This window comes from Rickettsia rickettsii, assembly GCF_001951015.1.
GTDB classification, from domain to species: domain Bacteria; phylum Pseudomonadota; class Alphaproteobacteria; order Rickettsiales; family Rickettsiaceae; genus Rickettsia; species Rickettsia rickettsii.
On the sequence record NZ_CP018914.1, the window covers coordinates 804,520 to 828,327 of the forward strand.

The following is a 23,808-nucleotide window of genomic DNA, read 5'->3' on the forward strand; positions in this document are numbered from 1 at the left end:
TAACGTATATATTTAGGTTCTTGCATACGATTTCTAAAAAGATTTAATTTTGACTATTTTTTGCTGCAAATTATAAGATTTTTTTTGAACAATGAATAACTAATTCTTTCAAAATCTTATTAATTTTCGCTAAAAAATATCGTAAAATATTAAATCTTTTTAGAAATCGTACGCAAGAACCTAGTATTAATATTTTTAAGGTAAATTGTAATGTCACAACTAGATGTTTTAATAGTAGACGATGAAGAGAGTATACGAAATCTCATTGCTGCAAATTTGAAAGATGAAGGTTTTAACCCTAAGGTTGCCGCTAATAGTACTCAAGCCCTTAAAATACTTTCCGAAAAACCGGTCTCTGCAGTTATACTTGATATTTGGCTTCAAGGAAGCGAAATTGACGGACTTGGGATTTTAGAGATAATCAAAAAACGCTATCCTTTAATGCCGGTAATAATTATTAGCGGTCACGGTACTATAGAAACAGCAGTAAATGCTATAAAAATGGGTGCTTACGATTATATAGAAAAACCTTTTAATAATGATAAATTAGTTATTTTACTTACAAGAGCTTGTGAAGTAACAAAGTTAAAACGCGAAAATATAGATTTAAAATCAAAGGTTATAGATAAAACTGAATTAGTAGGCGAATGTTCGGTAACTTTAAAATATAAAATGGCAATAGCAAAGGCAGCTACCTCTAGCAGTCGTATAATGATTCACGGTAAAGTCGGTAGCGGTAAAGCACTTGCAGCAAGATTAATTCATAAACAATCTAAAAGGGTTAATAATCCGTTCATTATTTTTAGCCCTACCTGTATGACTACGGAAAAAATCAATCAAGAATTATTTGGCGAATCGGAAAAGCAGGCAAATAATAAACGCCCTACTATCTTAGAATTTGCCAATAACGGTACTTTATATATAGATGAGGTCAGTAATATTCCTATTCCTATCCAAGTAAAATTATTACAATTCCTTAAAGATCAAACTATTACAAAACCTTGCGGAAAAAGTATTAAAATTGATATAAAAATTATCACCGGTACTTCTAAAAATATCCAAGATGAAGTTAATAACGGCAAATTCCTAGAAGCTCTATATTATCGCCTTAATGTATCCTCTCTAAAAGTACCTTCATTATATGAAAGAAAAGAAGATATACCGCTACTCGTTAAGTATTTTGTTAAGCAACTCTCAAAATTTTCAGGTTTAAAAGAACGTAGCTTTGCCGATGAAACTATCGCTGCTCTTCAATCCTATGAATGGCCGGGCAATATTAGACAATTACGTAACGTTGTTGAATGGACTTTAATTATGAATCCGTTAACTACAGGTAATAATGAAATTATAAAACCTTATATGATACCTTCTGAAATATTAGCAAATAGTGCTAATCTTACAAAACTTGAAGATAACTTTGATATGTTATCTATGCCGCTTAGAGAAGCTAGAGAAGTTTTTGAGCGTCAATATCTATCGGCACAAATGAGTCGTTTTAATAATAATATTTCAAAAACATCCGCATTTGTCGGTATGGAAAGATCGGCTTTGCATCGTAAATTAAAATTATTAAGCTTACATATACCTCCTACCAATAGAATAAATGACGAAGAATATGAGGAAGCAAATGCTTAAAGTCATATCAATAATTACGATTTATTTGTTATTAAGCAGCTGCTCCGAATCTACTCGTGATGCGAACGGATTACTTACGGATAGCCAAAGCACGGTAATTCGGAATTATATAATATCGCAAAATTCTAAAAACCTTAAAGTGAACCTTAAAGAGAAGTTCGGTTCAAATTTAAAAGGAGTAAAATTAATAGGAGTACAGCTAATCAATGAAGATTTATCAGGAATAGATTTGACTTCCTGCGAAATATTACGTGCTGATTTTACAGGTAGCAATTTAGAAAAAGCAATACTTACAAATGCTATAATTCAAGAAAGTAATTTTGCAGATTCGGTAATAAAAAATATTTCCGGATATAATTCTGACTTTCAAGGTTCAATTTTTCACAATATAACATTACAAAATACAAATTTTGTTCAATCAAATTTTAGCGATACTGCTTTTAATAAAACTACTATAATAAATGTCAACTTTGAAAATTCTAAATTTAGGCATGTATTATGGAGCAATAATACTATCGACGGTGTTAATTTTCAAAAAGCTACCCTACAGAATAATAGCTTTAAAAATACTAATATAACAAATTCAATATTTTACGGTACGGATTTAGAAAAAAGTATAATAAATAATACCAATTTTACTAATAATTATTTTGAATCTAGCAACCTAAGTCAAACTACATTAACAGCAGTAATAATTAAGGATTCTAACTTCACACAAAGTATTTTTAATGAAGTAAATTTTAATAACGTACAAAGTAATAACTCTTGCTTTTCATACGCTTCCTTTCAAGATTCAACACTACAAAATATTAGCCTTACTAAATGTGATTTACAAAATAGTACAATTAGTAGTTCAGTTTTAAAGCATTTTAAAATCAATAATGCGATATTAAATAATATGAGTCTAAACGATAATAAATTTAATAATTTATCAATAAAAAATAGTAATGCTAATTTTGTAAGGATTAATAAAACTAAAGGCTCAAATATTACTTTAGATAATATTAGCTATACTAATAATATTTTTAGCAATAATGATTTTAAACAATTTATAGTGATTAATACTGACTTAAACAGCAGTGAAATAATAAACTCAAATATAACTAACGGACAATTTAATAATATAAATTTTTCTAAATCTTTAATACAAAACGTAAATTTTTCAGATGTTAAAATTACTTTAGGCAATTTAAACCAAGTAGCTCTAATAAATTCCACTCTAACAAATACTGCGGTTATTAACTCCGTCCTTTCTAATTCGCAAATAAATAATATTAACTACCAAGCGTATTCCGGTTTTATTAATACTAATGTTTCTAATAATATTATTTTAAATAGTGATAATTCGAGCAAAATTCTACCAAATAATATAGTAATAAATTCGGTAAAAGATTTGCAAAAAATAACTCACTTAGCAAATATGAATTTAACAAATTTTGACTTGAGCAACTTAATATTTGATAGAGTAGATTTTTCAAATAGTATCTTTAAAAATGCTAACCTAACAAATACGGTAATAAAAAATTCTATTTTAAAAGAGGCTAATTTTTCTGCAGCAATACTTACTAAAACAGATTTTTCAAACTCAATATTAACAGATAGTATATTTAAATCAGCTAAAATTGATCAGGCGGGCTTTAATAACTCCGACCTAACAAATGCCGATTTTACCGAAGCAGCAATTAAAGATACTTCGTTTGATAAAGCTAAGACAAGCGGAATGAAAGGAGTAGAATAATCTTTAAATACCTTGGTCCTTATACGAACATTCAGTATGTCATCCCCGCGTGGCATTGTTGCGTGGATCAGTAAATGCTCTTTATGTCATTTCCACGCAAGCGGGCATCCAGTAAAACATATAAAAAATTTTTTATATGCTTATTTTGTTAAAGGTATAATTTTATCCAATATTAAGGGTTATTTTTCTAGATGCCTGCTTTCACAGGAATAACATAGCATTTACCTTTGGTTGCTCTTGAAAGACTTTGCTTTATTAGTAGGAGTATTAGACGGTGTAAATGAATTATTATTTATAAAAGCAGTAGGACTTTTCTGCTTCATTCTATTAATAATTTGTTGTTGTTTAAGAGTATTTATCTTTTGTTTTCCGGCTATCCTTATAGATTGAGTAATTTTGGCAGTTTCTACAAATATTTCCTTAGGAGTTTGTAGCTGATCAATTCGCTCATAATGTTTTTTAAGAAACTGTTCTTTTATCTTTGGCTTTATTCCTTTCAAATCAACATATGTTCTATATAACTTCTTTAATTTTATTTGTTGCTTGGAAGATTTGTGAGGAAGTGATTTAATCGCATTAACAAGACTACTACCTATTTCTTTTATAATATTAACTGCAGGCGAAGCTATTTTCTTTATTCCTTCATAAATTTTACCTAACCCACTAGCAATAACATCTAATAGTTTAGGCGCATATTCTTGAGATATAGGGGGTATATCCCTAATAATATCTCTCGCTTCAGTTAGATTATGAGCTAAATGGAGTAATGCTTTTTTCTCCTCTAACTCGTTAGAGCGATTAGCATATGAACTAGCTATATCTGCCTGAGCATCTATAGTATCGGTAATTATTGATTTAGTATCATTAAAAGAAAGATCTATAGGTGTCTTTTTTTGTGTTATAGGACTGTCTTCTCTTAATTTATCTAGCCTATCACGTATTGCTTGGTCTTTTTGATCATTAAGGCTTTTACTTTTTTGTTCTAGTTTAAGCTCAGATTGCAACTGCTCAATTAGATCGTCTACTTCATTACCGGATTTTTTTGTGGGGATATAAGGTCTATCTTGGAGCTTTGCAAACCTTTCTTCTAATTCTTCAAGTGATGGAGGAGTACCTTTAAGTTTTGCTAGTCTTTCTTCTAATTCTTTTATTATTTGATCGTCCTGCTTTTTCTTAGACATATATATAACTCTATAATAATTCCTAGGTTTTGTAAAAGAAAATTAATAAGATTTTTGCAATAATAGTTATTCCTATTTCAAAAAAATCTTATGATTTACAACAAAAAATAGATTAATTCAATTTTCCGCATGCAAAGCCTAGTTATTAATAACACAAACTACTAACTAAAATAAAGTATTTTTTGATATGAGTTAAGATATAATTATATAAAGCTAGCATTATTATACGTGTGGATCAGTTTTGCCATTGTCACCTAGTTCCTTGATCACGGGGTCTAATTAAAAATACTAATATTATTAGTATTTTAAGTTGTTTTCTGGATACCACACAATTCAGCTAATTCTGCACGTGCCTTATTTTCTCATATAACTTTAAACATTTTTCTTTTTTAACCATTCCCTCACTTCGTCAGTAGTGTAAGTTTTAAAATCAGGGGCATTAATTCTTTGCAAAGCAATTTTGCATCTTCTGAATCTTCTTGTATTTCCTGTAGATAATATTCAATTGCTTTACGTACTATATATACCCTTTTGATCTGTCTAAGTTTTTTGCTGACTATGCTAAACTATTATTTAGTTCGTCTGGAATAGTTAAATTCAGTCTTGCCATCTTGTGACCTATCGTTAATTAATAACACATTACGACACATAATAGCACAAACTACAAACTAAAAAAAGCTATAAATACTTATCCAACACGTCCGACATAATTTTACGAGCTACAGGGGCAGCGGCTTTACTACCGCCTCCACCATGATCAATAAAGACGGTAACGGAATAACTAGGATCGTGATAAGGAGCGAAGCCTAAGAACAAGGCATGATTACGCCTCTCCCAAGCAATAGATTTACGGCTTAAATCATCTTTAGCATTTAGTTTGCCTTGCACCTGCGAAGTACCGGTTTTACCAGCGAGCTGCCTATTTTTGCCTAAAATTCTATTATAATACGCCGTACCTCCCGCAACATTAACGGTATTATACAAACTTTCTTGGATTATTGTGATATTTTCGGGCTTAATATTGACATTATAAAATTCCGGATTATTTTTTAATATTCTAGGCGTATACAGTTTACCGTTACTTGCAATAGCTGTAATAAACCTTGCAAGCTGCATCGGCGTTACCCCTAGAAACCCCTGTCCGATTGCTAAATTAAAACTATCTCCTATTGACCAAGGACGCTTTAATTTTTTCTTTTTCCACTCTTTTGACGGTACAAACCCGCTACTTTCAGGAGCTAAATCAACACCGGTTTTTGAACCGAGGCCAAATTCTCTTGCAACTTCAAGAATTTTATCCGGACCTACTATTCTTGCTAATTCATACATATAAATATTACAAGAATGCTTTAAAGCAGACATCATATCTAACGTTCCGTGTCCGCTATGATTCCAACATCTAAAGCTATTAGTACCAAGAGCAGAGCTACCGTCGCAAAAAACGGTTTTATTAGGATTAATGCCTACTTCAAGGGCTGCAAGTACGGTAATTATTTTAAAAACCGAGCCTGGAGGATAAGAATTTTGTATTACCTTATTAATTAAAGGCTTATAAGGATCACTCGTTAAACTTTGCCAATAATTTTCCGATAATTTACTGAAATGATTTGATTCAAAACCCGGAGTGGAAGCACAAATTAGTACATTTCCGGTTTTAGTATCCATAACTATTGCCGAAGAACCTTTAGGATTTAAATATTGCTGGATATTTTTCTGAAGAAACACATCGATATTTAAATGCATATCTTCACCCGATTTAGTAGGGGTTCCTGCTATTTCTCTTACCTGCTTACCATAAGCGTTTACTTCAACTTTTTTATAACCAAATGCTCCTCTTAGTTTGTTATCGTAATATTTTTCAATACCGGATTTACCGATATTAAAATCGCTTAAACTATGTATATTTAATTCCTGCTTCTCGTGCTCATTTATTTGACCAAGATAACCGATTAAATGAGAAGTAACGCTTGAAAAAGGATAAAACCTTAAATAACCTATATCAATAAATATTGAAGCGAGTTTATGCTTTTGTTCTTCAATCATTGATACTTGCTGCCAATCAAGCTGATCAAATATTATTAAAGGAGTGTGGCGACTAGATTTTTTAATTTTTTGCTTAATATAATTATATTTTTCCGGAGATAAATTTAGAATATTACTAATTATTTCTAATTCATCCCTATAATTATTATTAATGCTTCTATCTATTACTAGCTGATAACATGGTTTATTAGTAGCTAAAATATTACCGTCTAAATCGTAAATTCTTCCTCTAGTCGGTGGAAGTACAACGAAATTAATACGATTCTTATCCGATAAAGTCTTATATTCTTCGCTTTTAATAAGCTGTAAATAAAACATTCTTATTCCAAGCAACGATAAAAATCCGAGTTTACCTAATCCGATTATAAAGGCTCTTCGTGAAATTAACTCACCATGTAGTATTTTCTTATTTAGCATACTTTTTAAAGTAATTCATAGGAGAGTCAAGTATAAGACGAATTATATTATAAGAAAATATAGTTGTTAAAAATTGAAAGAAAATTATTAAATATCCGTCTGCTTCTAGCTTCTTGATTGTTATTAGTAAATATTTAAAATTCAATATAAATAAAGAATAAACGCAAAAAATAATGAAATTTATTAAATAGTTTTTAGCTACAAAATATTGTGAAGATAATTTATAAATCGTATATGCCGATAAAAAAACTAGCGAATTTGTACCGATAGGCATACCACTTATTTGATCTATAAATAGACCGAGAAAAAATATGCCAAAAATATTTAAGGAATATAACGACATAAAATAATAAATAAATATAATTTCCATCGCCGGAAAGATTCTGCTTTGAATATTTATTTTATAACTCACTAACGGAAATAATATTATAAAAAAACATAGCAAAGCAAACAGCAATTTTAATATTATTTGTAAGCTATTTTTATATATTTCCTGTTTTATCTTTAACATAAATAGTTTTTTGTTATATAGTTTTGTACTGTGTCATACCGTGACTTGATCGGCAATTAGGTTGTCATCCCACGACTTGATCGCGGGATCTATATAAACAACATTTTGTGTAGTCATTTTTACTGGATCCCGTGGTCAAACCACGGGGTGACAATAGAAAAATTGCAACCACCCAACGACCATATCAACCATATACAAAATATAAATTAATTTTCTATTTTGTACAGTTTTAAAAAATGAATATGGATTCTACAATAACTCACAACAACTAGGGTTAGGTCTTTTAGCATTATCGCTAAGCTCTAATTCTGCTTGTGCCTCGGAACTTGTGGATATAAATAGTTGTTTTGATATAATATTATTTATTGTTGTCGTAAGATCCAAAAACTTAAGCCGTGGGATAGGTATACTTTATCTGTTATATTTTTATTTTTTGACATAAAAACCTCCTTTTTAGCTTATAAATGCGTCATTACCAGAAAATTTAGGCTTTTTGTTGCACAGCTCGTTTTATGTCATTCCCACATAGGCGGGGATGACATCAAGTAGGTTTTACCGATCTACGCAACAATGCCTGCTTGCAATGACAAAATCTATAATTATTAGGTAATATTTTAACTTTCTTCCTCACTTTGTTCTATCGGTTCTAAACCATATAAAGATATCATACGTTCAAATACTCTACCGGCAGTAGGGGCAGCCGTCCAACTTGCGGTTGCAAAGCCAAAGCTTTCTTTAGTCGGTTTCGGCTCATCAAATCTAATAAAAATAATATATTGCGGGTTAGATGCAGGCAGCATACCTAAAAACGATGACGCTCTACTATTTTTTAGATATTTCTTTTTTCCCCCTGCCCCTTGTGAAAGTTTTTCTGCCGTACCGGTCTTACCGCCGATAAGATAGCCTTTGACCTCTGCTCTTTTACCGTTACCTTCTTTTACTACCGCTCTAAATAATTTCTTCATTTGGGTAGAGGTATTTTCACTAAAAACTTTTGTACCTATTACTTTTTCATCCTTTCTTTTTAATAAAGTAAGATCATATAAAGTACCGCCGTTAACAACCGGTAACATTGCTCTAACAAAATGCAAAGGGCTAATTGAAATGCCGTAGCCATACGACATAGTAACACTCGTTAACTCATTCCATCTTTTCTCGGAAGGAAATAACGGAGTACCTCGTTCAGGTAATTCTATTTGCAACTGATCTAATAGGCCTAATTTCTTTAGGTATTTTTTAAAATTGCTTTTACCGATTTCAAGCATAATTTGACTTGTGCCAATATTTGAAGAATATAGAAAAATCTCAGGTACACTATGCCATCCTTGCCTTGGCGTATAATCCTTAAGCTGGAATCCTCCTACTTTCATATAACTTATATCATAAGCATCATTCATATTTATTGCACCGGTATCAAAGCCGACTGCCATAGTTAATGCCTTAAACACCGAACCCATTTCGTAAATCCCGAGACTTGCTATATTAAACAGCTCTTCTGGTTTGGCTAAACTCGGATAATGCGGATCGAAATCAGGCTTATTTACTAATGCTAAAATCTCGCCATTATTTGGATCAGCAATAATACCCACTGCTCCTATGGCCTTAAATTGCTTTAAAGTTTTATCAATCTCCTCACTTAAAATACTTTGTAATCTGATATCAATAGATAATTGAAGCGGTTCTTTCCGATTCTTTGGTTCGTTTAATTCATAATCAGAATTAGTTAAATACTTATCATAAGCGAGCTCTAAGCCACTAAGCCCTACCGAGTCTCTACCTACATAACCGATAACATGCGACAATAAATTAGAAAAGGTATAAATTCGTTTCTGCTCTTCTTCAAATTCAAAACCAAGTAACCCAAGGCTAGTGATCTTTTCTTGCTGACTAGGTAGTACATCCCTTTTTACCCATATAAAGCTTTTATTTGACTTAAGTTCTGCAAGTAATTTAGCTTTATTAATATCAGGTAGAATTTCTGCTAGCTTTTTTACGGAAGTTTCAGGATCAAGTACTATTTGTGGATTAGCAAATAATGAGGCAGAAGGTAGGTTCACTGCTAATAAATTACCGTTTCGATCAACTATTTCTTTTCTAAATTGATGCTTTTTTTTAAAGGAATTAATATTTTTATCGTAAACATTCGTAGCAACGATTATCAATCTGTAAGATAAAGTACAAAAAAGAAAAGAAAAGACACAAATAACCATTAATAATCGGATTTTTGTATTTTTACTACAAACATTCCAAATTGTTAGACTTTTAATTGTAGGTTTCCATTTTTCCCAAATTTGTTTCATATGTTATTTATGGTGTTTCAAACACTAATATTTCTGCAATCCTTATGTAATTCCCGCAAAAGCGGGAATCCAGTACTTTAAAACCTTTTCAAAACTTGATTTGAAAAATAAAAAATCTTTAAAATCAAGATGTTTTGAAAAGCTCGATTTATCTCGCTTTACCCTAGATTCCCGCCTACGCGGGAATGACATCGAACGCTTTGTCCAAACCATGCAACAATCCTACCAAGATACGAAGATCAACTTCAAAAAGAGCAAGGAATCCACAAGACGAGGAACGGAGCGTATACTTAATACGTGAGTACCACAGTACTTGTAGGATGACGTAGCCAATTTTTGAAGTTCATCGAGTACCCTTCACTCTACTCGAAACAGTCTGTATATACTTATTATTTGTAATTCTTTTGTAACGCCATTTACTACTCTTGGAAATACTAATATTATGATTAAATTTAATATTTTGATCTATATTTGGCCCTAACGGATCTTTTATCATTTGATAAGATTTAACTGTTTCTAATTTTAAATAAGCCGCCGCAAGTTTTTCCAATCTAGCCGGCAAAAGTAGATAAGCTTGCTCTGCTTTTAAAATATGAATATTATTATTCTCACTATTTATCTGTTTTACAACGCTACTTAATTGATAATCAAGAGTTGAGACTCGCTCCTTTATGCTAAACAAACTACATATTGCTATAATTGTTATCAATAATGTTAAATAGTGAAGCTTTCTTATACTCATAATTAATTACTCATATATCGCTTTTGCTGCTCGAAGTTTTGCCGATCTCGCTCTAATATTTAGCCCTACTTCTTTATCTGACGGTGCTAGAGCTTTGTTAGTAATAATCTTAAGCCATTTATTTGGATCAATTGTCATGTCGTCTTTAGCATATTTTGATCTTACTACCGGCTTTTCCGAATTTTCTTTAAAGAAATTCTTAACTATCCTATCTTCTAAAGAGTGAAAAGACACCACAACTAAACGTCCGTCTTTCTTTAATATATTTTTTACATTCACTAAAAACTGCTCTAACTCCCCAAGCTCATCGTTTACATAAATCCTAATGGCTTGAAAGGTTTTAGTTGCAGGATCAATTTTGCCTTTTCTAAATCCTATACTACTTCTAACAATCTCGGCTAACTTGCCTGTACTATCAATTCTCGCCGTTTTTCTATATTCTACAATTCTCTTAGCAATTCTTCGTGAAAAGCTCTCATCTCCGTATTTGTAAATTACGTCAGCTAGCTCTTTTTCCTCTGCCGCATTTACAAACTCCTCGGCACTAAGCCCTTGCCCGCTCATACGCATATCGAGTGGTCCATCATGCAAAAACGAAAATCCTCTATCTGCTATATCTAACTGCATTGATGAAACGCCTAAATCCAGCACTATCCCATCAAATTTTTTTTCCTTAAGCTTTGCAAAACTATCCGCAAAATTTGTTTCTACAAAATCAAATCTCTCACCGTAATTTTGCTGAATTTCTTCGGCTCTTTTAATTACGTTTGGATCACGATCCAAGGCTGTGACATAACAGTTACAGCTTTCTAATATTGCTTTGCTATATCCTCCTGCTCCAAACGTACAATCTAAATAAGACTCACCGGCTTTTGGGCTTAAGGCCTCTAACATTTCATTTAGCATTACAGACACGTGAGATTGTATCACTAATGAGCATTCCTTAGAGTTAAGCGCTTTTCATGAGCAATTTTTTGAGCGGCATTTAAATATTTCTCAAAATTCTGCGGCTGCCAAATCTCAAAAATCACCCCTTTACCTACAAAACATGCTTGCTCTTCGATTCCTGCATGCTTCATTAAAGATTGCGGCAATATAATTCTTCCCTCCCCATCAAAGGAAAGTTGTACAGCTTCCCCGAATATCATAGTCTCAAACGCATCACGCTCCTCGGAATAAGGATCAAGCGTCTCTATCATCTGCCTTAATTTCTCGATATGCGAAATACCGCACACCTCTATACAATTATTCCTAATCGACGGATAAGCAATTACACCGTTAAATAATTCTTTCCCTAGTACCGCACGGTAATTCGCCGGCACCGATACCCTACTCTTTTTATCAACACCATTTACATACTTAGATAAAAATACATTCATTGGTATAATTTGGGTTAATTTGGGATTTAATGGGAAATTATAGAATATTATAGGAATATCAAGGAGTCAAGGGTTTTTAACAAGGATGAATTAAATTATTAAGATGTCATACCGTGGCTTGACCACGGTATCCAAAAAAATAATTTAAAATACTAATATTAGTATTTTAGAATGGATTCCGCTATCAAGTCGTGGGATGACAGAGGGGGAATTGATCCACACAACAACGCCATACAGGAATAACATCGAACCACACAACAAAGTTTAATCCAATGATTTTATGGATTTTTTAAAGTGATTTTCACCTTGAAAATTCATATTATTTAATATATTAATTTCAGATAAATGATTATAGTAATTTTATAGATAATTCTCTTGTTACCACTAAAGATATAGAAAAATTAAATGATACTACAAATTTCTATACCGGTTCAAGAATATCTAAAATTGTTGTGGTTGCTAATGAAAATCCTGAAGAGTTAGGACTTGAATTAGCTGGTGAAGTACATGAATAGGTTTCTTAAACATACTCAATAATGACCTATAAAACTATTTTAATATAGGTTAATTTAAAAAATATTAAATTATATTATGTTTTATTTGAAATAATTATTGATTAATGTTAATAATGATTTTATTTTTTACATAAATAAAGGTTAATTATGCCGCAACTTAAAATAGGTATTTTTAAAATACATAAATATTGTAAAAATATAAAAACTACAACTCAATCAAACTCTAACTATCCCCTAAAGAAAAAAACTACTGAAAAAAAAATTAAACCCCACTGTAAAATATAGAAATATGCTCCCAACCAAGATATTTGGACACCGGATACTGAACTTCTTGGAACAGATTATGACACATAATTATAAATCTAGCATTCTTGATATATATTGTGAACAAATGCTAAGTTTGAGCTTTAAAATCTAATTTATGTTTAATTTACCTATTGATAATATTATCGTATTCATATACCTAATATCTATTCTACTTATTGGTATATATTACCGAACTAAAAATAGTAGTTTTAAGAACTATGCAAATGTTGAAAGTAAAGCGCAAAATAGTAAGCTGTTATTAATAGCTACGATATTTGTAAGTTCTGTCGGAGGAGCCACCACTTTCGGCATTATGGAAAAGGCTTTTTTGGGGCATGAATATTATGCTTACGCTCTTATACTTACAATACCTATAGATATATTAATTGCAATCTATATAGTGCCTTTAATTGCCAAACATTACGGAGCTGAAAGCATCGGCGATATCCTAAGTACATATTACGGTAATATAGGTCGTTTTATCGGAGGGGTTAGTTCGGTTATCGTTTCAGTGGGGTTTTTGGCTGCTCAAATAAGCGTCAGCGGCTATATTTTTCAATATATCTTAGAAATAAATGATGTAAATGGGGTAATTTTAAGTTATAGTATAGTACTTATATATACTACAATAGGCGGTTTACAATCTATTGTTTTTACTAATTTACTACAATTTTTGGCGATGATAATCGCTATACCAACCATAACTTTTATCAGTTTAAATAAAATCGGTTTTGTAGATTTTATTAATAACCTACCTACGGAAAATGCAAATTTTGATCGGAGCAACCTACTTTCTTATACAATCGCAGCAGCTTTAAGTTTTAGCGTCATGAATCTATATCCTACATTTATTCAAAGAGCTTTAATTAATAAAAATCCTACGCAAACAACTAAAGCAATATATGCAAAATCCGCTATATATTTTTTCTTCTTGATTTGCATTACTTTAAATGGTTTAACTGCTTATAAGCTTTATCCAAACCAACCGTCAAATTTAGTATTACCTTATTTAATCAACCAAATCATCCCAACTTTAATTCAAGGGATAGTAATGAGTGGACTCTTAGCTGCCGTTATGTCTACTGCTGATTCTGATTTAAACGTTACTTCTATAGCTATTGTTAAAGATATAATCAATCCTATTTTTAAGGTTAAAAATCAGCAAAAATTATTATTAATTGCTCGAATTATTAACGTTATAATAGGAAGTTTTGCAATAATTGTAGCTTTAAAATTTAGTAATGTAATTGACTTAGTAGTATTCTTCACTGGTTTCTGGGGACCGGTAACATTAGTACCGTTAATAACAACGCTTTTTGGTATCAGAACATCTAAAACTATAATGGTCTTATCATCACTTGGCGGAGCAGCTATCTTCTTAATATGGGAATATTATTCTTTATCGTTGCAATATTTCAACCTTAGAGGAGTGTTTATAGGGACAATGGTGAGTCTTGTGATATTTATTCTAGGATGGTGGTATTCTAATGTCATTACGAAGAAAGTCATATAAAATATATTATCTATTTACTTGAAGTTTTAAATAATTTAATATGTTAACTCAAGATTAATAATTGAATTATGAGGATTTTATGTCTAAGCAAAATAGTATTGAAGGAAAATATAGCATAATAATTCCTATTGAAGACAAGAATGGGAGAATAAAATTTAAGCTTAAATTCACGTGATGACGTTAATGGCAGCACTTTAGCTGATATAGCTAAGTATTCAGAAAATATGCGTAATATGTATTACTCTATTAAGCAAAAAAATTATGCTGTTAACTCTTTAATGACAGGAACTTTAAATTATTCTATTCATAGTACAATGACTCCATATTATCCTGACTTAACTAAATTTAATATTAATTATTTATCTCAGAATGATGAACCTAAATTAATAGGCAAAGCATACCAAGAACTTAAAGATCCTATTGAGGATATAAAAAGCTAGCCTTATTGCATGAATCCAGAAACCTGCTCGATGTCATTCCTGCGGAAGCGGAAATTCAGTGACAAGTAGGAAAATCGAGCTTTTAATTTTTTAAATTTAGTATGTCTAGACTTTTTAGTGACTGGATTCCCGCCTCCGCGGGAATGACATCGCGACTCATACAACTAGGTTTTTCATGAGTTATAATATTAGTTTTTTCTGTGCAAAACATTAAAAATCATCTCAGCAAGTAACTTGTTAATACCATTTACTTTAGCAAGCTCATATATGGTTGCGTCGCATACTGCTTTATACGAACCGAAATAATGCAGTAATGCTTTTTTTCGAGTTTCACCTACGCCCTCTATATCGTCAAGGCGTGATATTTTTATAGCACGTGATCTACCTAGTCTATGATTCTTTATGGCAAAATTATGTGCCTCATCTCGCAAGATTTGTAAATATTTCATAACAGGCAAATTCTTATCTAGAGTAAATACTTCCTTACCTATCACATGGAACTGTTCAAAACCGGCATTTCTATCTACTCCTTTTGACATACAAACAAAAGGAATATTCATTTCAAATTTATCCATCACCTCTTTAACGACGCCTAAATGCCCTTTGCCGCCGTCTATAATCATTAAGCTTGGCAATTTATGCGGCTCTTGCCTTAACCTTGTAAGCCGCCTTGTTAGGACTTGCCGGAGCATCTCATAATCGTCACCTTTTATGTCACCCCAGCAGTTCTTGATGCCATTCCCGCGAAAGCAGGAATCCATTAACCTTTTTGGATCCCCGCTTTCACGGGAATGACATACGAGAGAGGGAGCATAGACATTAAAAACCCGATATTCTTTTTTATCAAAACCGACTTTACCAGCAACTACCATCACTCCAACCGCAAACTTACCTTGAATATGGCTATTATCATAAATCTCAATTCTTTCAGGAATTGCAGAAAGACCAAATAGCTCTTTAATTTCAAATATAATCTCTTGATTTTTTGCAAATTTCTTCAAATACTGCTCTAGAGAAAATAAAGCATTTATCTCAGCATTTTGAACTAATTTAGCCTTACCGCCTTTATTAGGTACTGTAATATTAAGCTGAAGTATATTGTTGATTTTCTTAATCGCCTCTATCACATTCTCTTTATCATTAATTTCATGATTAATTATAATTGCCGCAGGCACGTGTTGTTTTTGGTAAAATTGTAATAAAAAATATTCTAATACTTCTTCTTTGGTACTATTTTCGGTAGAAGTAGGAAAATAAGGAATATTACCGCATGCTTGCCCTGCCCTATATAAAAACACTTCCACGCAATAATGCCCGTTCTTTTCCACAATAGCGATTATATCTGCGTCTTTAACGACATCTGAAACCCCTGCCTTAAGCTGCACATAACTAAGTGCTTTAATGCGATCTCTAATTTCTGCCGCCTCTTCAAAACGCATCTGACTACTTAGCTCTTCCATCTTTCTAGATAGGTTCTCTTGGAGTTCTTTAGTGCGACCTTGTAAGAAATCTTTAACCTGAGTTACTAAGTCTCTATAGTCTTCCTTGTTTATTTTACCGACGCAAGGAGCATAACAACGTTTTATTTCATATTGTAAGCAAGGACGAGTACGTGAATTAAAGTAATTATCCGTGCAGGAACGTAATTTAAAAATTTTTTGTAGTTCGGTCAAAGTAGTATTAACGTCCACACTCGAGGCAAAAGGACCAAAAAACTTCCCGTCACTTAGAGTTTTACCTCGATATTTTAGTAATTGTGGGAAATCATGCTCTAAACGTAACTTAATGAAAGGAAAAGACTTGCAGTCCTTAAGAAGAATATTAAATTTCGGCTGAAATTTCTTGATTAACTGTGCTTCTAAAAGTAGTGCTTCAACTTCAGAATTAGTGATGCTATACTCTAAAAAACAAGTATTTGCAATCATCCGAAGCGTCTTATTATCTAAATTGCTTTTAATGTAATTAGTAAGGCGTTTCTTTAAATTTTTAGCTTTACCGACATAGAGAACTTGCTTGTTAACGTCAAACATTCGATAAACCCCTGAACGTTCAGGAGCATCTATAAGTTTAGATTTAATTAACTCACTTCCGGTAATTTCTAGGGTCATGTGTATAGTGGTCCTTAGCTAAAAGCCGAAATCCAGAAAAAATAACCTTAATATTGATATAAAAATTACACATTAAACCTAAAAAAACAAGTTTTTTATAGGTTTTACTGGATTCCTGCCTTTGTGGGCATGACATAGAAGAGTGCACCATGCAACAATAACCTTCAATTCCCCGTTTTATTATACGGATTGTCATTTGCGACTTTAACATTCACTATTTTTCGTGTATTGTCATCAAAGAAAAAGGTTATTTTAAACTCATCTCCTACATTTAAATCTACTTTTGGGTCATAAAGCATAATATGCATGTCACCGGGCTTAAAATCAACATTAATATTACCGGCAATTAAAAATGGATAATCCACTTTTACCATTTTACTAACCCCTTGATCATTAATTGTTTGATGAATTTCTATTCCACTTATCTTATCTGAAGATATATTCACTAAATTATAACTCTTACTTCTACTATTTATTAATGTAAAATACATAGCAGAATTGCTAACTTTACCTTGCACATTTGTTGTAGGTCTTGCCCAAGGCTGTGCAAAGTGAACGGCTGCCTCTGCAGGTAAATCATCGGGCTGATCAGAAGAAGAATTTGTAGAATTAGGATTTTGAGCTGTTTGGTTATCAGCATAGTTTACTGCACAAATTAAAGTTATAAAACTAATTAGTAATGTTTTTAGCATAATAATACCCTTAATAAATTAAAATGAAATATTAACATAGATTAAATATAAATCTAGTTTTTTAAAAGATATTTTTTGTACACTTCTTGTGGTAATCTCTCTATAGCATAACGAACTGCGATTCTTGGCATTTGTAAAGTATAGCGATCCAAAAAATCTATTAATTGTTTTTCATCTTTTTTTCCTGCTTCACGTAGCATCCAACCTACTGCTTTATACATTAAATCATGTTTATCGTTTAAGAGTAATTTTGCTATTTCAAAAGTCGTATCTAATGTATTATTTTTGATAAAATACCAAGTAGCAACTATAGCTATTCGTCTTTTCCATAGAATTTCCGATTTTGTTAGTGTAAAGAGATAATCCTTTTCTTTATCCCATAAATAAGCTCCGATTATATGATGAGCTGATGCATCCACTAAATTCCAATTATTTACGTGTTTTATATTGTTTAAATAAAAATTATACAAAAACTCTTTATCTTGTGCTGTCTGATATTGCATAATCAAAATAGCTAATGCTAAAAATTTCTCTTCATTAAATTCTGAAGTAATAAGTCGGCTTAAATCCTCCATATCCAATTATAAATAACTTTTAGCTATTGTACGTAAAGTCGGCACGGTCACACCAATAAATCGGTCATGCTCTCCCTACTCTCCTCTAGTTTTCAAGAATAGCATTCTACGTTCTACAGGAATAGTAGCATTCTCAAGTAAAATATTTCTAATTTGTTGTCAATTTTCTCTCATGTTCAATAAGCCATTTTTTACGATGTAATCCCCTGCCATAGCCTCCAAGTTTGCCATTGCTATTAATAAATACGATGACAAGGAACAATGATTGCTAACTGATTCATACCATTAGCATTTGCAACAGCTCTATAAGAATTAGGTTTGCCCAAAACTTTAGCCTGATTTAAATAGCTTCGTGTTTCACCGTAAGGTATATTAATTAATTCTTGCCAAACCATTTTTTGAAATGGGCTTCCTAAAAGCTATATAGACGTATTAAATTTTTCCGTTATAAGTACAATTGAAGATCCTCTTCAATCATTCAAATCGGTTCAGTGCTTCCAATAATAGCAGATTCTATCTTAATCCTTAGCCTCTCAAGTTCACGCTCCAAACCTCTTCGATCAACAAACTCTAGCAAATAAAGCAATTTTTCATCACTAATTGCCAGCATAGAAACAAGAGGCGTATCTAGCCAAGCCGCTTTTAAAATATTTAAATGCCGGTTAAATTTTCGGTCCTCCCATTATTTTAGAGACAGCATCTCGCAAACCGCTACTTGACTCATAACCCATATCAATTTGTGTATTCATGACCGATTCACCCATGCGCATTTGCTTCATCGCAATACCCATACGCCTTGCTCTCGCATATTCTACAAACGTCATACCAAAACGTTTTTTAAATTGGCAACGTGCTGTAGAAGCAGCTACTGATAGCTCATCACAATCACTATCTTTCCATCTTTTAGCAGGATTAAACTCAATAGCATTAACAAGAGTACAAACTAAACCTGAAGCTTCGCCAAGTATGTGAAAGAGCTTGCAACGCTGACCAGGTCTATATGAAGTATGCCAAGCTTCCTTAGCAGTTTTATAAAATTCACAATTTCAAATTTAGGTTTCCGTGCAGGACAAGTCAGTCTACAAAATACTCTTGTTATTTTAACCGCTACAAAAAAGATATTTTCATATCTGTCATCTTTATTAATTAATGCCTGATAATATTCTTGTCTTTGAAGCTTATTAAACATATTAATTTATCCTATAATATAAATTTATAATTATATTATATGAACTTTTTAAAACTCCTGTAACCGAAATTCAGGCATTGATTTTTTATTTAATACTTCTGTCTCTCATGCTCGATAAGCCATTTTTTGCGATCTAGCCCTGAACCATAACCGCCAAGCTTACCATTATTATTGATGATGCGGTGACACGGAATAATTATAACAAAGTTATTTGCTCCATTAGCATTTGCAACGGCTCTATAAGATCTTTCCATACCTATTAATTTAGCTTGGGTAAAGTAACTTCTTGTTTCACCATAAGGTACATTCATTAGTTCTTGCCATACTAATTTTTGAAATTCGCTTCCTAAAAGATATATCTGAGTATTAAATTTTTGCAAAGTACCGCTAAAGTAAGATTTAAGCTCCTCTTCAATTGATATAATCGGTCTAGTGCGATCTTCAGTAATAGCCGATTTTGTGTTAATCTTAAGTCTTTTAATTTTATACTCTAATCCTTTACTTTCAACAAAATCGAGCAAATAAAGCCTCTCTGTATCACTAATTGCCAGCATAGAACCAAGAGGCGTATCTAACCAAGCGGATTTTAAACTCATTATTTTACCCTAAATATGATTTCTTAATATTATAATATTGATTTTTTATTTAACAATTTTATATTTTTAAAACTAACAATTTATAGGTAATCACTATGATAAAAGCTCATGTTTTTAAATATTCGCAGGTAATTTTAACCAAGAGGGAACTCGCTATAATAACATTTAGCAAATACAGCGGACTAAGTATACCGGATATTGCTACTATGGCAAAAGAAGAAGAAAAACTAACGGAATAATAGATCAGTATAAAACCGGTAAAATAACTACCGCAAAATTTCGTAAGAAAATGAATGAGCTTATACAAGAAAAAAACGGTAATCCTATACGAGATAATGAGGTATTTGATAAAGGCTGGAATGCTATGTGCACAATAGAACCTGAAAAGCTAACAGAGATATATAACTTACAACACAGACACATAAATATCCACATTATAGGCAATACAAACGAATTACAGTATAATTATATTCAATAAAAAATAGAAAAGGCCCCAAATCAACCCACCATTTCTTATACACTTTCATACAAACTTGGTAACTCAGGTGAGAGAGAATTAAAACATTATACAAAACATTTTTTAGCAGCTCGCGATTATGAACCGGTATGGCATATGGAAGCTCAAAATGACTATGACCAAAACACTTTAGACATATTAGGAAAATATTACGATAATACGACTAAAGATATTATAAATATTGATAGCTTAAAAATTCTATAATAGCGCATTATGCAATAATTCGCTATTTGCGTTATTTAAGCCAAATCATTTAGCTTCATGATCTTTAGCAAAATCAATTAGGCTTTCCACAACATCACTTAAATCTTCATTATTAAAGTCAATCCTCATTTCTTTTTTAACAACATCAACAAAATAATCATCAAGTGAATTTTGCATTTAAAATGGAAGTGTTTTTTGTCCAATGAACAATTATTTCCTGCTTAATGATGTCATAGGTATCAAGAGCAATTTGCATGGCATTTTCACGCTGATTTTGATCTTTTCGATTCTGTAAAAAGCTATTATTGTTTTGTTAGTGCCGAGTTCACTTGGCACATCATTTTTAAATTCAGCTCTTATTTTTTAACTCTATTTAAAAGATCACTCTACGATAAACGTTTATTATGATGCTGTATTATTGTGTTATTTATTAAGGGTAGAAAATTTTTGATAAAAGGCAGGATCGATATTGATATAATCCTTAATAGTATCTTGTATTTGATTAGCCATATCCATGACCGAATGTGAACCGCTTCAGTTTTAGTAATATGACCGGCAATAACATACTCATCAAGCAACTTCATGACTTGAGCGGTATATATTTTTTATCCGGTTTTTCTTTATAACGCTTTTCCACTCTCTCTTTGAGCTTATTAAATTCTATTCATATTGTAAATTAACTTGTTCTTTTTCTTCATAAGATTTATAAGAATTAGAAGCTATAGACATCAGATTTTTCAATTTATTCAACAAGAAATAAAACTTATTGCGTATAACTTTATCGGCTAAATGCTGTTCGAGCTGTTCAGAATCCAAATCGTTAGGCACTTTATAAAAATATTTTTAATTTCTTGTAGTAACGGAAAAAATGCTTTCAATGTATCATATACAAAAAATATAGCATCTTCTAAATCTTCTCTATCAAAATTGTTTAAACCATAATTTTCATAAAATTGATGTGCTTGTTTTAATTGATTCGATAACCCTACATAGTCAATTATGTAACCATATTCTTTAGTTTTCCATATTATGTCCTTATTTTTTTATTAATTTATAAAAAATAAGTCGTACTTAATAATTTATTATTCTCTTCACTGCTATAATTACTGAGTTCTAGCAAAGCTTCGTATATTTCTTTCTCAAGTAAATAGTCACCTCAACTTTTGAGTATGTAGATTATTATTTTTGCCTAGATTCTGCTGTTGTAAATACTTCCCATAACCAATAATAGTAGGTACAGAATATTTTTTTAGCAAGACATGGAGCGAAAATTAAAACAAAAGGAACATTCAAAGTTTTTACTAAATTTCAAAAAGCCTTGAAACCCTTATCGGAAGTGGTGGAGGCAAAGGGAATCGAACCCTTGACCCTCTGCGTGCAAAGCAGATGCTCTACCCCTGAGCTATGCCCCCGATTATTTATTAGCGAGGTTTTTGGAAGTGAAAATATTAAGATAAGCTTTTAACTAATCCCCAAGGTAATGGCTGACCATTGCTCCCTACGACTAAATCTCCGGAAGATTCATATTCGGCAGCTAGAAAAGACTTTTGAGCAGCAATAAGCTTGACCGGTTTGATTTTCTGACCGTTATGAAAATATTCTTTAGCCTGTTCCCTAGAAGTCGGGTTATTTTTGGAAGCTGTTTTTGCTTTAGACATATACTATTAACTTTTTCTTAAACTTGTGAAGAATATAAAACTTTTTCCTAAACTTGTCAATAACTACCGTGTCGATAAATAGACATTACCTAGAAAAAGTTGATAATTTGAAAAGTTGACGTCATTACGAGGAAAATTACAAAGTAATTGACGAAGCAAGCTAGTAAAATGCGTAGCATTTTTATTATTTTTCTGGATTGCCACTCTCCTTACAGTCGCTCGCAATGACGATTTGGTATCCATGCAACAGGAACCTACAGCCGCTTACAATGACGGGGTATCAACGATTTCTAGGCAATGCCTATAAATATGTTAAGATATCTCAAAATATCATTATTCTTCCGTTATTACTTCACTTTCACCGACAAATGCTCTATTGTACATTCTACTTTTGCGTTGATATCAGCACCATATGATACTAACAGCTTATATATTTCATCATCCTTAATATCTTTAGAAGTACATCGAACATTTTTAGCAACCGCATGCAAAGGTATTCCTCCGGATTTTCTTTGATCCACCTCAGCTCCGTTCTTAAGTAATAGTTTTGCTACATTAAAGTGCTTACTGCTGCATATAAAGGTGATCCTAGCCAAGCTCCTCGTTCCCGTTTACTGCAACGCCTTTTGATATTAGATATTCTGCTACAATTTCTGTGACGTGCAGCTGAATTTCAAGGAGTATTCTTCAAAATATCACTACACATATTAACATTTGCTTTTTTTTCTTCAACTAACCATTTAGCCAACTTTTAGTGCATTATTTGTAGATACCGAAAATAGTTCAGTAGTAGATACTGCACGTAATTCATTTAAACTCCTTACTAGGCCCACTTTATCAAGAGAAAAATAGACTCTTTTAAAACATTTTCAAAGCTACATTGTTTTACATAATGTTCTATATCTTGCACTACTACTCTATTTGACTTTAGCAACAGAGTTAAATTACTATTTAATAGTTCTTTTATCATATTCTACTTATTTATACTTTGTATTTCTTAAAGGTGATAAAGATCTCATTGTCATTCCTGCAAAAGGCTTGCTTGGATACCCAAATCGTCATTGCGAGCAGCCGTAGGCTGCGTGGCAATCTTATGAAATAATAACAAACTCCTGAGATTGCTTAGTCAATGGCTATGCAATTTCCTCGCAATGACGATTAGGAAGTCACGCAGACAATACTGAGAACTCCTACTTATTAATCCTTGCCGTATGGTAACCGTTAGGTAGATAACGCACCCAATCACCTCTTGCAAAAGAGCCAAAGATAATCATAGCGATTTTATCTTGTGCACTATCTAGAATTTGCTACACTATAAAATTAAGCCTAGCTTGGATTTTTAGAGAACGCTGATGTAAAGTGATATTCATTATAATACCCTACAATTTTTAAAAAGGTTTTATTGTCTTAAGAATTAATGGCTTGTTTTATGTCATTCCCGCGAAGGCGGGAATCCAGAAAGTATAAAAATCTCGAAGAATTTTTACTTTTTCTAAAAATGTAAAGAAATTGTAAGAAATAGCTATAACCTTTTGATTTTTTCGAGTTT

Annotated in this window: 23 protein-coding genes, 1 tRNA gene and 4 pseudogenes; 6 read left to right on the plus strand and 22 right to left on the minus strand. The window is 31.9% G+C overall.

Annotation, left to right across the window (positions count from 1 at the left end; all coding sequences use genetic code 11):
* Positions 1-210 precede the first annotated feature (210 nt).
* Complete coding sequence (locus BTU51_RS04880; protein WP_012151016.1) at positions 211-1,635, plus strand: sigma-54-dependent transcriptional regulator; 1,425 nt, start codon at positions 211-213, stop codon at positions 1,633-1,635.
* Positions 1,628-3,373: a pentapeptide repeat-containing protein gene (locus BTU51_RS04885; protein ID WP_012151017.1), complete on the plus strand. Its 1,746-nt coding sequence runs from the start codon at positions 1,628-1,630 to the stop codon at positions 3,371-3,373. Before BTU51_RS04880 ends, BTU51_RS04885 begins: the two co-directional genes overlap by 8 nt.
* 221 nt (positions 3,374-3,594) lie before the next feature.
* On the opposite strand, the gene BTU51_RS04890 is transcribed toward BTU51_RS04885, so the two are convergent.
* The 8 genes and pseudogenes from BTU51_RS04890 to mraZ all read right to left on the minus strand — a co-directional run bounded on the left by BTU51_RS04890 (position 3,595) and on the right by mraZ (position 11,946).
* Positions 3,595-4,554 (minus strand): hypothetical protein, encoded by a 960-nt coding sequence (locus BTU51_RS04890; protein ID WP_012262476.1) that lies wholly within the window; start codon positions 4,552-4,554, stop codon positions 3,595-3,597.
* Between the two features lie 678 nt (positions 4,555-5,232).
* Positions 5,233-7,014 carry a penicillin-binding protein 2 gene (mrdA, locus tag BTU51_RS04895; RefSeq protein WP_012262477.1) on the minus strand — a complete coding sequence of 594 codons (1,782 nt, stop codon included), beginning with the start codon at positions 7,012-7,014 and terminating at the stop codon, positions 5,233-5,235.
* Positions 7,004-7,525 (minus strand): hypothetical protein, encoded by a 522-nt coding sequence (locus tag BTU51_RS04900; RefSeq protein WP_012151020.1) that lies wholly within the window; start codon positions 7,523-7,525, stop codon positions 7,004-7,006. The genes mrdA and BTU51_RS04900 overlap by 11 nt, the downstream gene beginning before the upstream one ends.
* Before the next feature lie 249 nt (positions 7,526-7,774).
* Positions 7,775-7,965: pseudogene (locus BTU51_RS09335) on the minus strand (hypothetical protein).
* 174 nt (positions 7,966-8,139) lie between these two features.
* Positions 8,140-9,825 (minus strand): peptidoglycan D,D-transpeptidase FtsI family protein, encoded by a 1,686-nt coding sequence (locus tag BTU51_RS04910; RefSeq protein WP_012151022.1) that lies wholly within the window; start codon positions 9,823-9,825, stop codon positions 8,140-8,142.
* A 343-nt stretch (positions 9,826-10,168) separates the two neighbouring features.
* Entirely contained in the window at positions 10,169-10,567 is a 399-nt protein-coding gene (gene ftsL / locus BTU51_RS04915; protein WP_012151023.1) for a cell division protein FtsL, read from the minus strand.
* 6 nt (positions 10,568-10,573) lie between these two features.
* A complete protein-coding gene (gene rsmH / locus BTU51_RS04920; RefSeq protein ID WP_012262480.1) occupies positions 10,574-11,497 on the minus strand; it encodes a 16S rRNA (cytosine(1402)-N(4))-methyltransferase RsmH in 924 nt (307 codons plus the stop codon).
* Positions 11,497-11,946, minus strand: coding sequence for a division/cell wall cluster transcriptional repressor MraZ (mraZ, locus tag BTU51_RS04925; protein ID WP_012151025.1), 450 nt, complete (start codon positions 11,944-11,946; stop codon positions 11,497-11,499). Before mraZ ends, rsmH begins: the two co-directional genes overlap by 1 nt.
* Positions 11,947-12,882: 936 nt before the next feature.
* Here mraZ and BTU51_RS04940 point away from each other — a divergent pair.
* Positions 12,883-14,280, plus strand: a complete 1,398-nt coding sequence (locus BTU51_RS04940) for a sodium:solute symporter family protein (protein WP_012151026.1) — start codon at positions 12,883-12,885, stop codon at positions 14,278-14,280.
* Between the two features lie 224 nt (positions 14,281-14,504).
* Entirely contained in the window at positions 14,505-14,720 is a 216-nt protein-coding gene (locus BTU51_RS04945; RefSeq protein ID WP_012262483.1) for a hypothetical protein, read from the plus strand.
* Positions 14,721-14,908: 188 nt separating this feature from the next.
* On the opposite strand, the gene uvrC is transcribed toward BTU51_RS04945, so the two are convergent.
* From uvrC to BTU51_RS04990, 8 genes and pseudogenes are all read right to left on the minus strand, one after another.
* Entirely contained in the window at positions 14,909-16,828 is a 1,920-nt protein-coding gene (gene uvrC, locus BTU51_RS04950; protein WP_012151028.1) for an excinuclease ABC subunit UvrC, read from the minus strand.
* Between the two features lie 164 nt (positions 16,829-16,992).
* Positions 16,993-17,520 carry a copper chaperone PCu(A)C gene (locus BTU51_RS04955; protein ID WP_012151029.1) on the minus strand — a complete coding sequence of 176 codons (528 nt, stop codon included), beginning with the start codon at positions 17,518-17,520 and terminating at the stop codon, positions 16,993-16,995.
* 53 nt (positions 17,521-17,573) lie between these two features.
* Positions 17,574-18,095, minus strand: a complete 522-nt coding sequence (locus BTU51_RS04960) for a DNA alkylation repair protein (RefSeq protein ID WP_012151030.1) — start codon at positions 18,093-18,095, stop codon at positions 17,574-17,576.
* A gap of 6 nt (positions 18,096-18,101) precedes the next feature.
* Positions 18,102-18,248 (minus strand): annotated as a pseudogene (locus BTU51_RS09340) (DNA alkylation repair protein).
* A pseudogene (locus BTU51_RS10000) lies at positions 18,244-18,705 on the minus strand (methylated-DNA--[protein]-cysteine S-methyltransferase). Before BTU51_RS10000 ends, BTU51_RS09340 begins: the two co-directional pseudogenes overlap by 5 nt.
* A 52-nt stretch (positions 18,706-18,757) precedes the next feature.
* Positions 18,758-18,919, minus strand: coding sequence for a cysteine methyltransferase (locus BTU51_RS09345; protein ID WP_075807919.1), 162 nt, complete (start codon positions 18,917-18,919; stop codon positions 18,758-18,760).
* A gap of 119 nt (positions 18,920-19,038) precedes the next feature.
* The gene (locus BTU51_RS04985; RefSeq protein WP_012151034.1) at positions 19,039-19,284 is read right to left on the minus strand and encodes an Ada metal-binding domain-containing protein; all 246 of its coding nucleotides are present in this window, start codon (positions 19,282-19,284) and stop codon (positions 19,039-19,041) included.
* A gap of 89 nt (positions 19,285-19,373) precedes the next feature.
* Entirely contained in the window at positions 19,374-19,880 is a 507-nt protein-coding gene (locus BTU51_RS04990) for a methylated-DNA--[protein]-cysteine S-methyltransferase (RefSeq protein WP_012151035.1), read from the minus strand.
* Positions 19,881-19,975: 95 nt separating this feature from the next.
* Here BTU51_RS04990 and BTU51_RS08610 point away from each other — a divergent pair, with 95 nt between their 5' ends.
* Together BTU51_RS08610 and BTU51_RS04995 are read left to right on the plus strand one after the other, a co-directional pair.
* On the plus strand, positions 19,976-20,119 hold the full coding sequence (locus BTU51_RS08610) for a hypothetical protein (protein WP_012151036.1): 144 nt from the start codon (positions 19,976-19,978) through the stop codon (positions 20,117-20,119).
* 50 nt (positions 20,120-20,169) lie between these two features.
* Entirely contained in the window at positions 20,170-20,358 is a 189-nt protein-coding gene (locus BTU51_RS04995) for a hypothetical protein (RefSeq protein WP_012151037.1), read from the plus strand.
* Between the two features lie 288 nt (positions 20,359-20,646).
* Here BTU51_RS04995 and BTU51_RS09800 read toward each other — a convergent pair whose 3' ends face one another.
* The 6 genes and pseudogenes from BTU51_RS09800 to BTU51_RS09350 form a co-directional block, all read right to left on the minus strand.
* On the minus strand, positions 20,647-20,778 hold the full coding sequence (locus BTU51_RS09800) for a hypothetical protein (RefSeq protein WP_012151039.1): 132 nt from the start codon (positions 20,776-20,778) through the stop codon (positions 20,647-20,649).
* A 483-nt stretch (positions 20,779-21,261) separates the two neighbouring features.
* Positions 21,262-21,429 (minus strand): hypothetical protein, encoded by a 168-nt coding sequence (locus BTU51_RS08615; protein ID WP_012151040.1) that lies wholly within the window; start codon positions 21,427-21,429, stop codon positions 21,262-21,264.
* Between the two features lie 509 nt (positions 21,430-21,938).
* A tRNA-Ala gene (locus BTU51_RS05005) sits at positions 21,939-22,013 on the minus strand.
* A gap of 36 nt (positions 22,014-22,049) precedes the next feature.
* Positions 22,050-22,259 (minus strand): hypothetical protein, encoded by a 210-nt coding sequence (locus tag BTU51_RS05010; RefSeq protein ID WP_004998070.1) that lies wholly within the window; start codon positions 22,257-22,259, stop codon positions 22,050-22,052.
* Between the two features lie 347 nt (positions 22,260-22,606).
* A complete protein-coding gene (locus BTU51_RS05015; protein ID WP_012151041.1) occupies positions 22,607-22,855 on the minus strand; it encodes an ankyrin repeat domain-containing protein in 249 nt (82 codons plus the stop codon).
* A gap of 612 nt (positions 22,856-23,467) precedes the next feature.
* A pseudogene (locus BTU51_RS09350) lies at positions 23,468-23,629 on the minus strand (nucleotidyltransferase); the annotation flags it as partial.
* Between the last annotated feature and the right edge of the window lie 179 nt (positions 23,630-23,808).

What these genes read in the sequence shown, in the direction of transcription:
- BTU51_RS04880 (WP_012151016.1), top strand. Translation starts at nt 211, where the DNA reads ATGTCACAACTAGATGTTTTAATAGTAGACGATGAAGAGAGTATACGA.
- BTU51_RS04885 (WP_012151017.1), top strand. Translation starts at nt 1,628, where the DNA reads ATGCTTAAAGTCATATCAATAATTACGATTTATTTGTTATTAAGCAGC.
- BTU51_RS04890 (WP_012262476.1), bottom strand. Translation starts at nt 4,554, where the DNA reads ATGTCTAAGAAAAAGCAGGACGATCAAATAATAAAAGAATTAGAAGAA.
- mrdA (WP_012262477.1), bottom strand. Translation starts at nt 7,014, where the DNA reads ATGCTAAATAAGAAAATACTACATGGTGAGTTAATTTCACGAAGAGCC.
- BTU51_RS04900 (WP_012151020.1), bottom strand. Translation starts at nt 7,525, where the DNA reads ATGTTAAAGATAAAACAGGAAATATATAAAAATAGCTTACAAATAATA.
- BTU51_RS04910 (WP_012151022.1), bottom strand. Translation starts at nt 9,825, where the DNA reads ATGAAACAAATTTGGGAAAAATGGAAACCTACAATTAAAAGTCTAACA.
- ftsL (WP_012151023.1), bottom strand. Translation starts at nt 10,567, where the DNA reads ATGAGTATAAGAAAGCTTCACTATTTAACATTATTGATAACAATTATA.
- mraZ (WP_012151025.1), bottom strand. Translation starts at nt 11,946, where the DNA reads ATGAATGTATTTTTATCTAAGTATGTAAATGGTGTTGATAAAAAGAGT.
- BTU51_RS04940 (WP_012151026.1), top strand. Translation starts at nt 12,883, where the DNA reads ATGTTTAATTTACCTATTGATAATATTATCGTATTCATATACCTAATA.
- BTU51_RS04945 (WP_012262483.1), top strand. Translation starts at nt 14,505, where the DNA reads ATGCGTAATATGTATTACTCTATTAAGCAAAAAAATTATGCTGTTAAC.
- uvrC (WP_012151028.1), bottom strand. Translation starts at nt 16,828, where the DNA reads ATGACCCTAGAAATTACCGGAAGTGAGTTAATTAAATCTAAACTTATA.
- BTU51_RS04955 (WP_012151029.1), bottom strand. Translation starts at nt 17,520, where the DNA reads ATGCTAAAAACATTACTAATTAGTTTTATAACTTTAATTTGTGCAGTA.
- BTU51_RS04960 (WP_012151030.1), bottom strand. Translation starts at nt 18,095, where the DNA reads ATGGAGGATTTAAGCCGACTTATTACTTCAGAATTTAATGAAGAGAAA.
- BTU51_RS09345 (WP_075807919.1), bottom strand. Translation starts at nt 18,919, where the DNA reads ATGACGTTTGTAGAATATGCGAGAGCAAGGCGTATGGGTATTGCGATG.
- BTU51_RS04985 (WP_012151034.1), bottom strand. Translation starts at nt 19,284, where the DNA reads ATGTTTAATAAGCTTCAAAGACAAGAATATTATCAGGCATTAATTAAT.
- BTU51_RS04990 (WP_012151035.1), bottom strand. Translation starts at nt 19,880, where the DNA reads ATGAGTTTAAAATCCGCTTGGTTAGATACGCCTCTTGGTTCTATGCTG.
- BTU51_RS08610 (WP_012151036.1), top strand. Translation starts at nt 19,976, where the DNA reads ATGATAAAAGCTCATGTTTTTAAATATTCGCAGGTAATTTTAACCAAG.
- BTU51_RS04995 (WP_012151037.1), top strand. Translation starts at nt 20,170, where the DNA reads ATGAATGAGCTTATACAAGAAAAAAACGGTAATCCTATACGAGATAAT.
- BTU51_RS09800 (WP_012151039.1), bottom strand. Translation starts at nt 20,778, where the DNA reads ATGCAAAATTCACTTGATGATTATTTTGTTGATGTTGTTAAAAAAGAA.
- BTU51_RS05010 (WP_004998070.1), bottom strand. Translation starts at nt 22,259, where the DNA reads ATGTCTAAAGCAAAAACAGCTTCCAAAAATAACCCGACTTCTAGGGAA.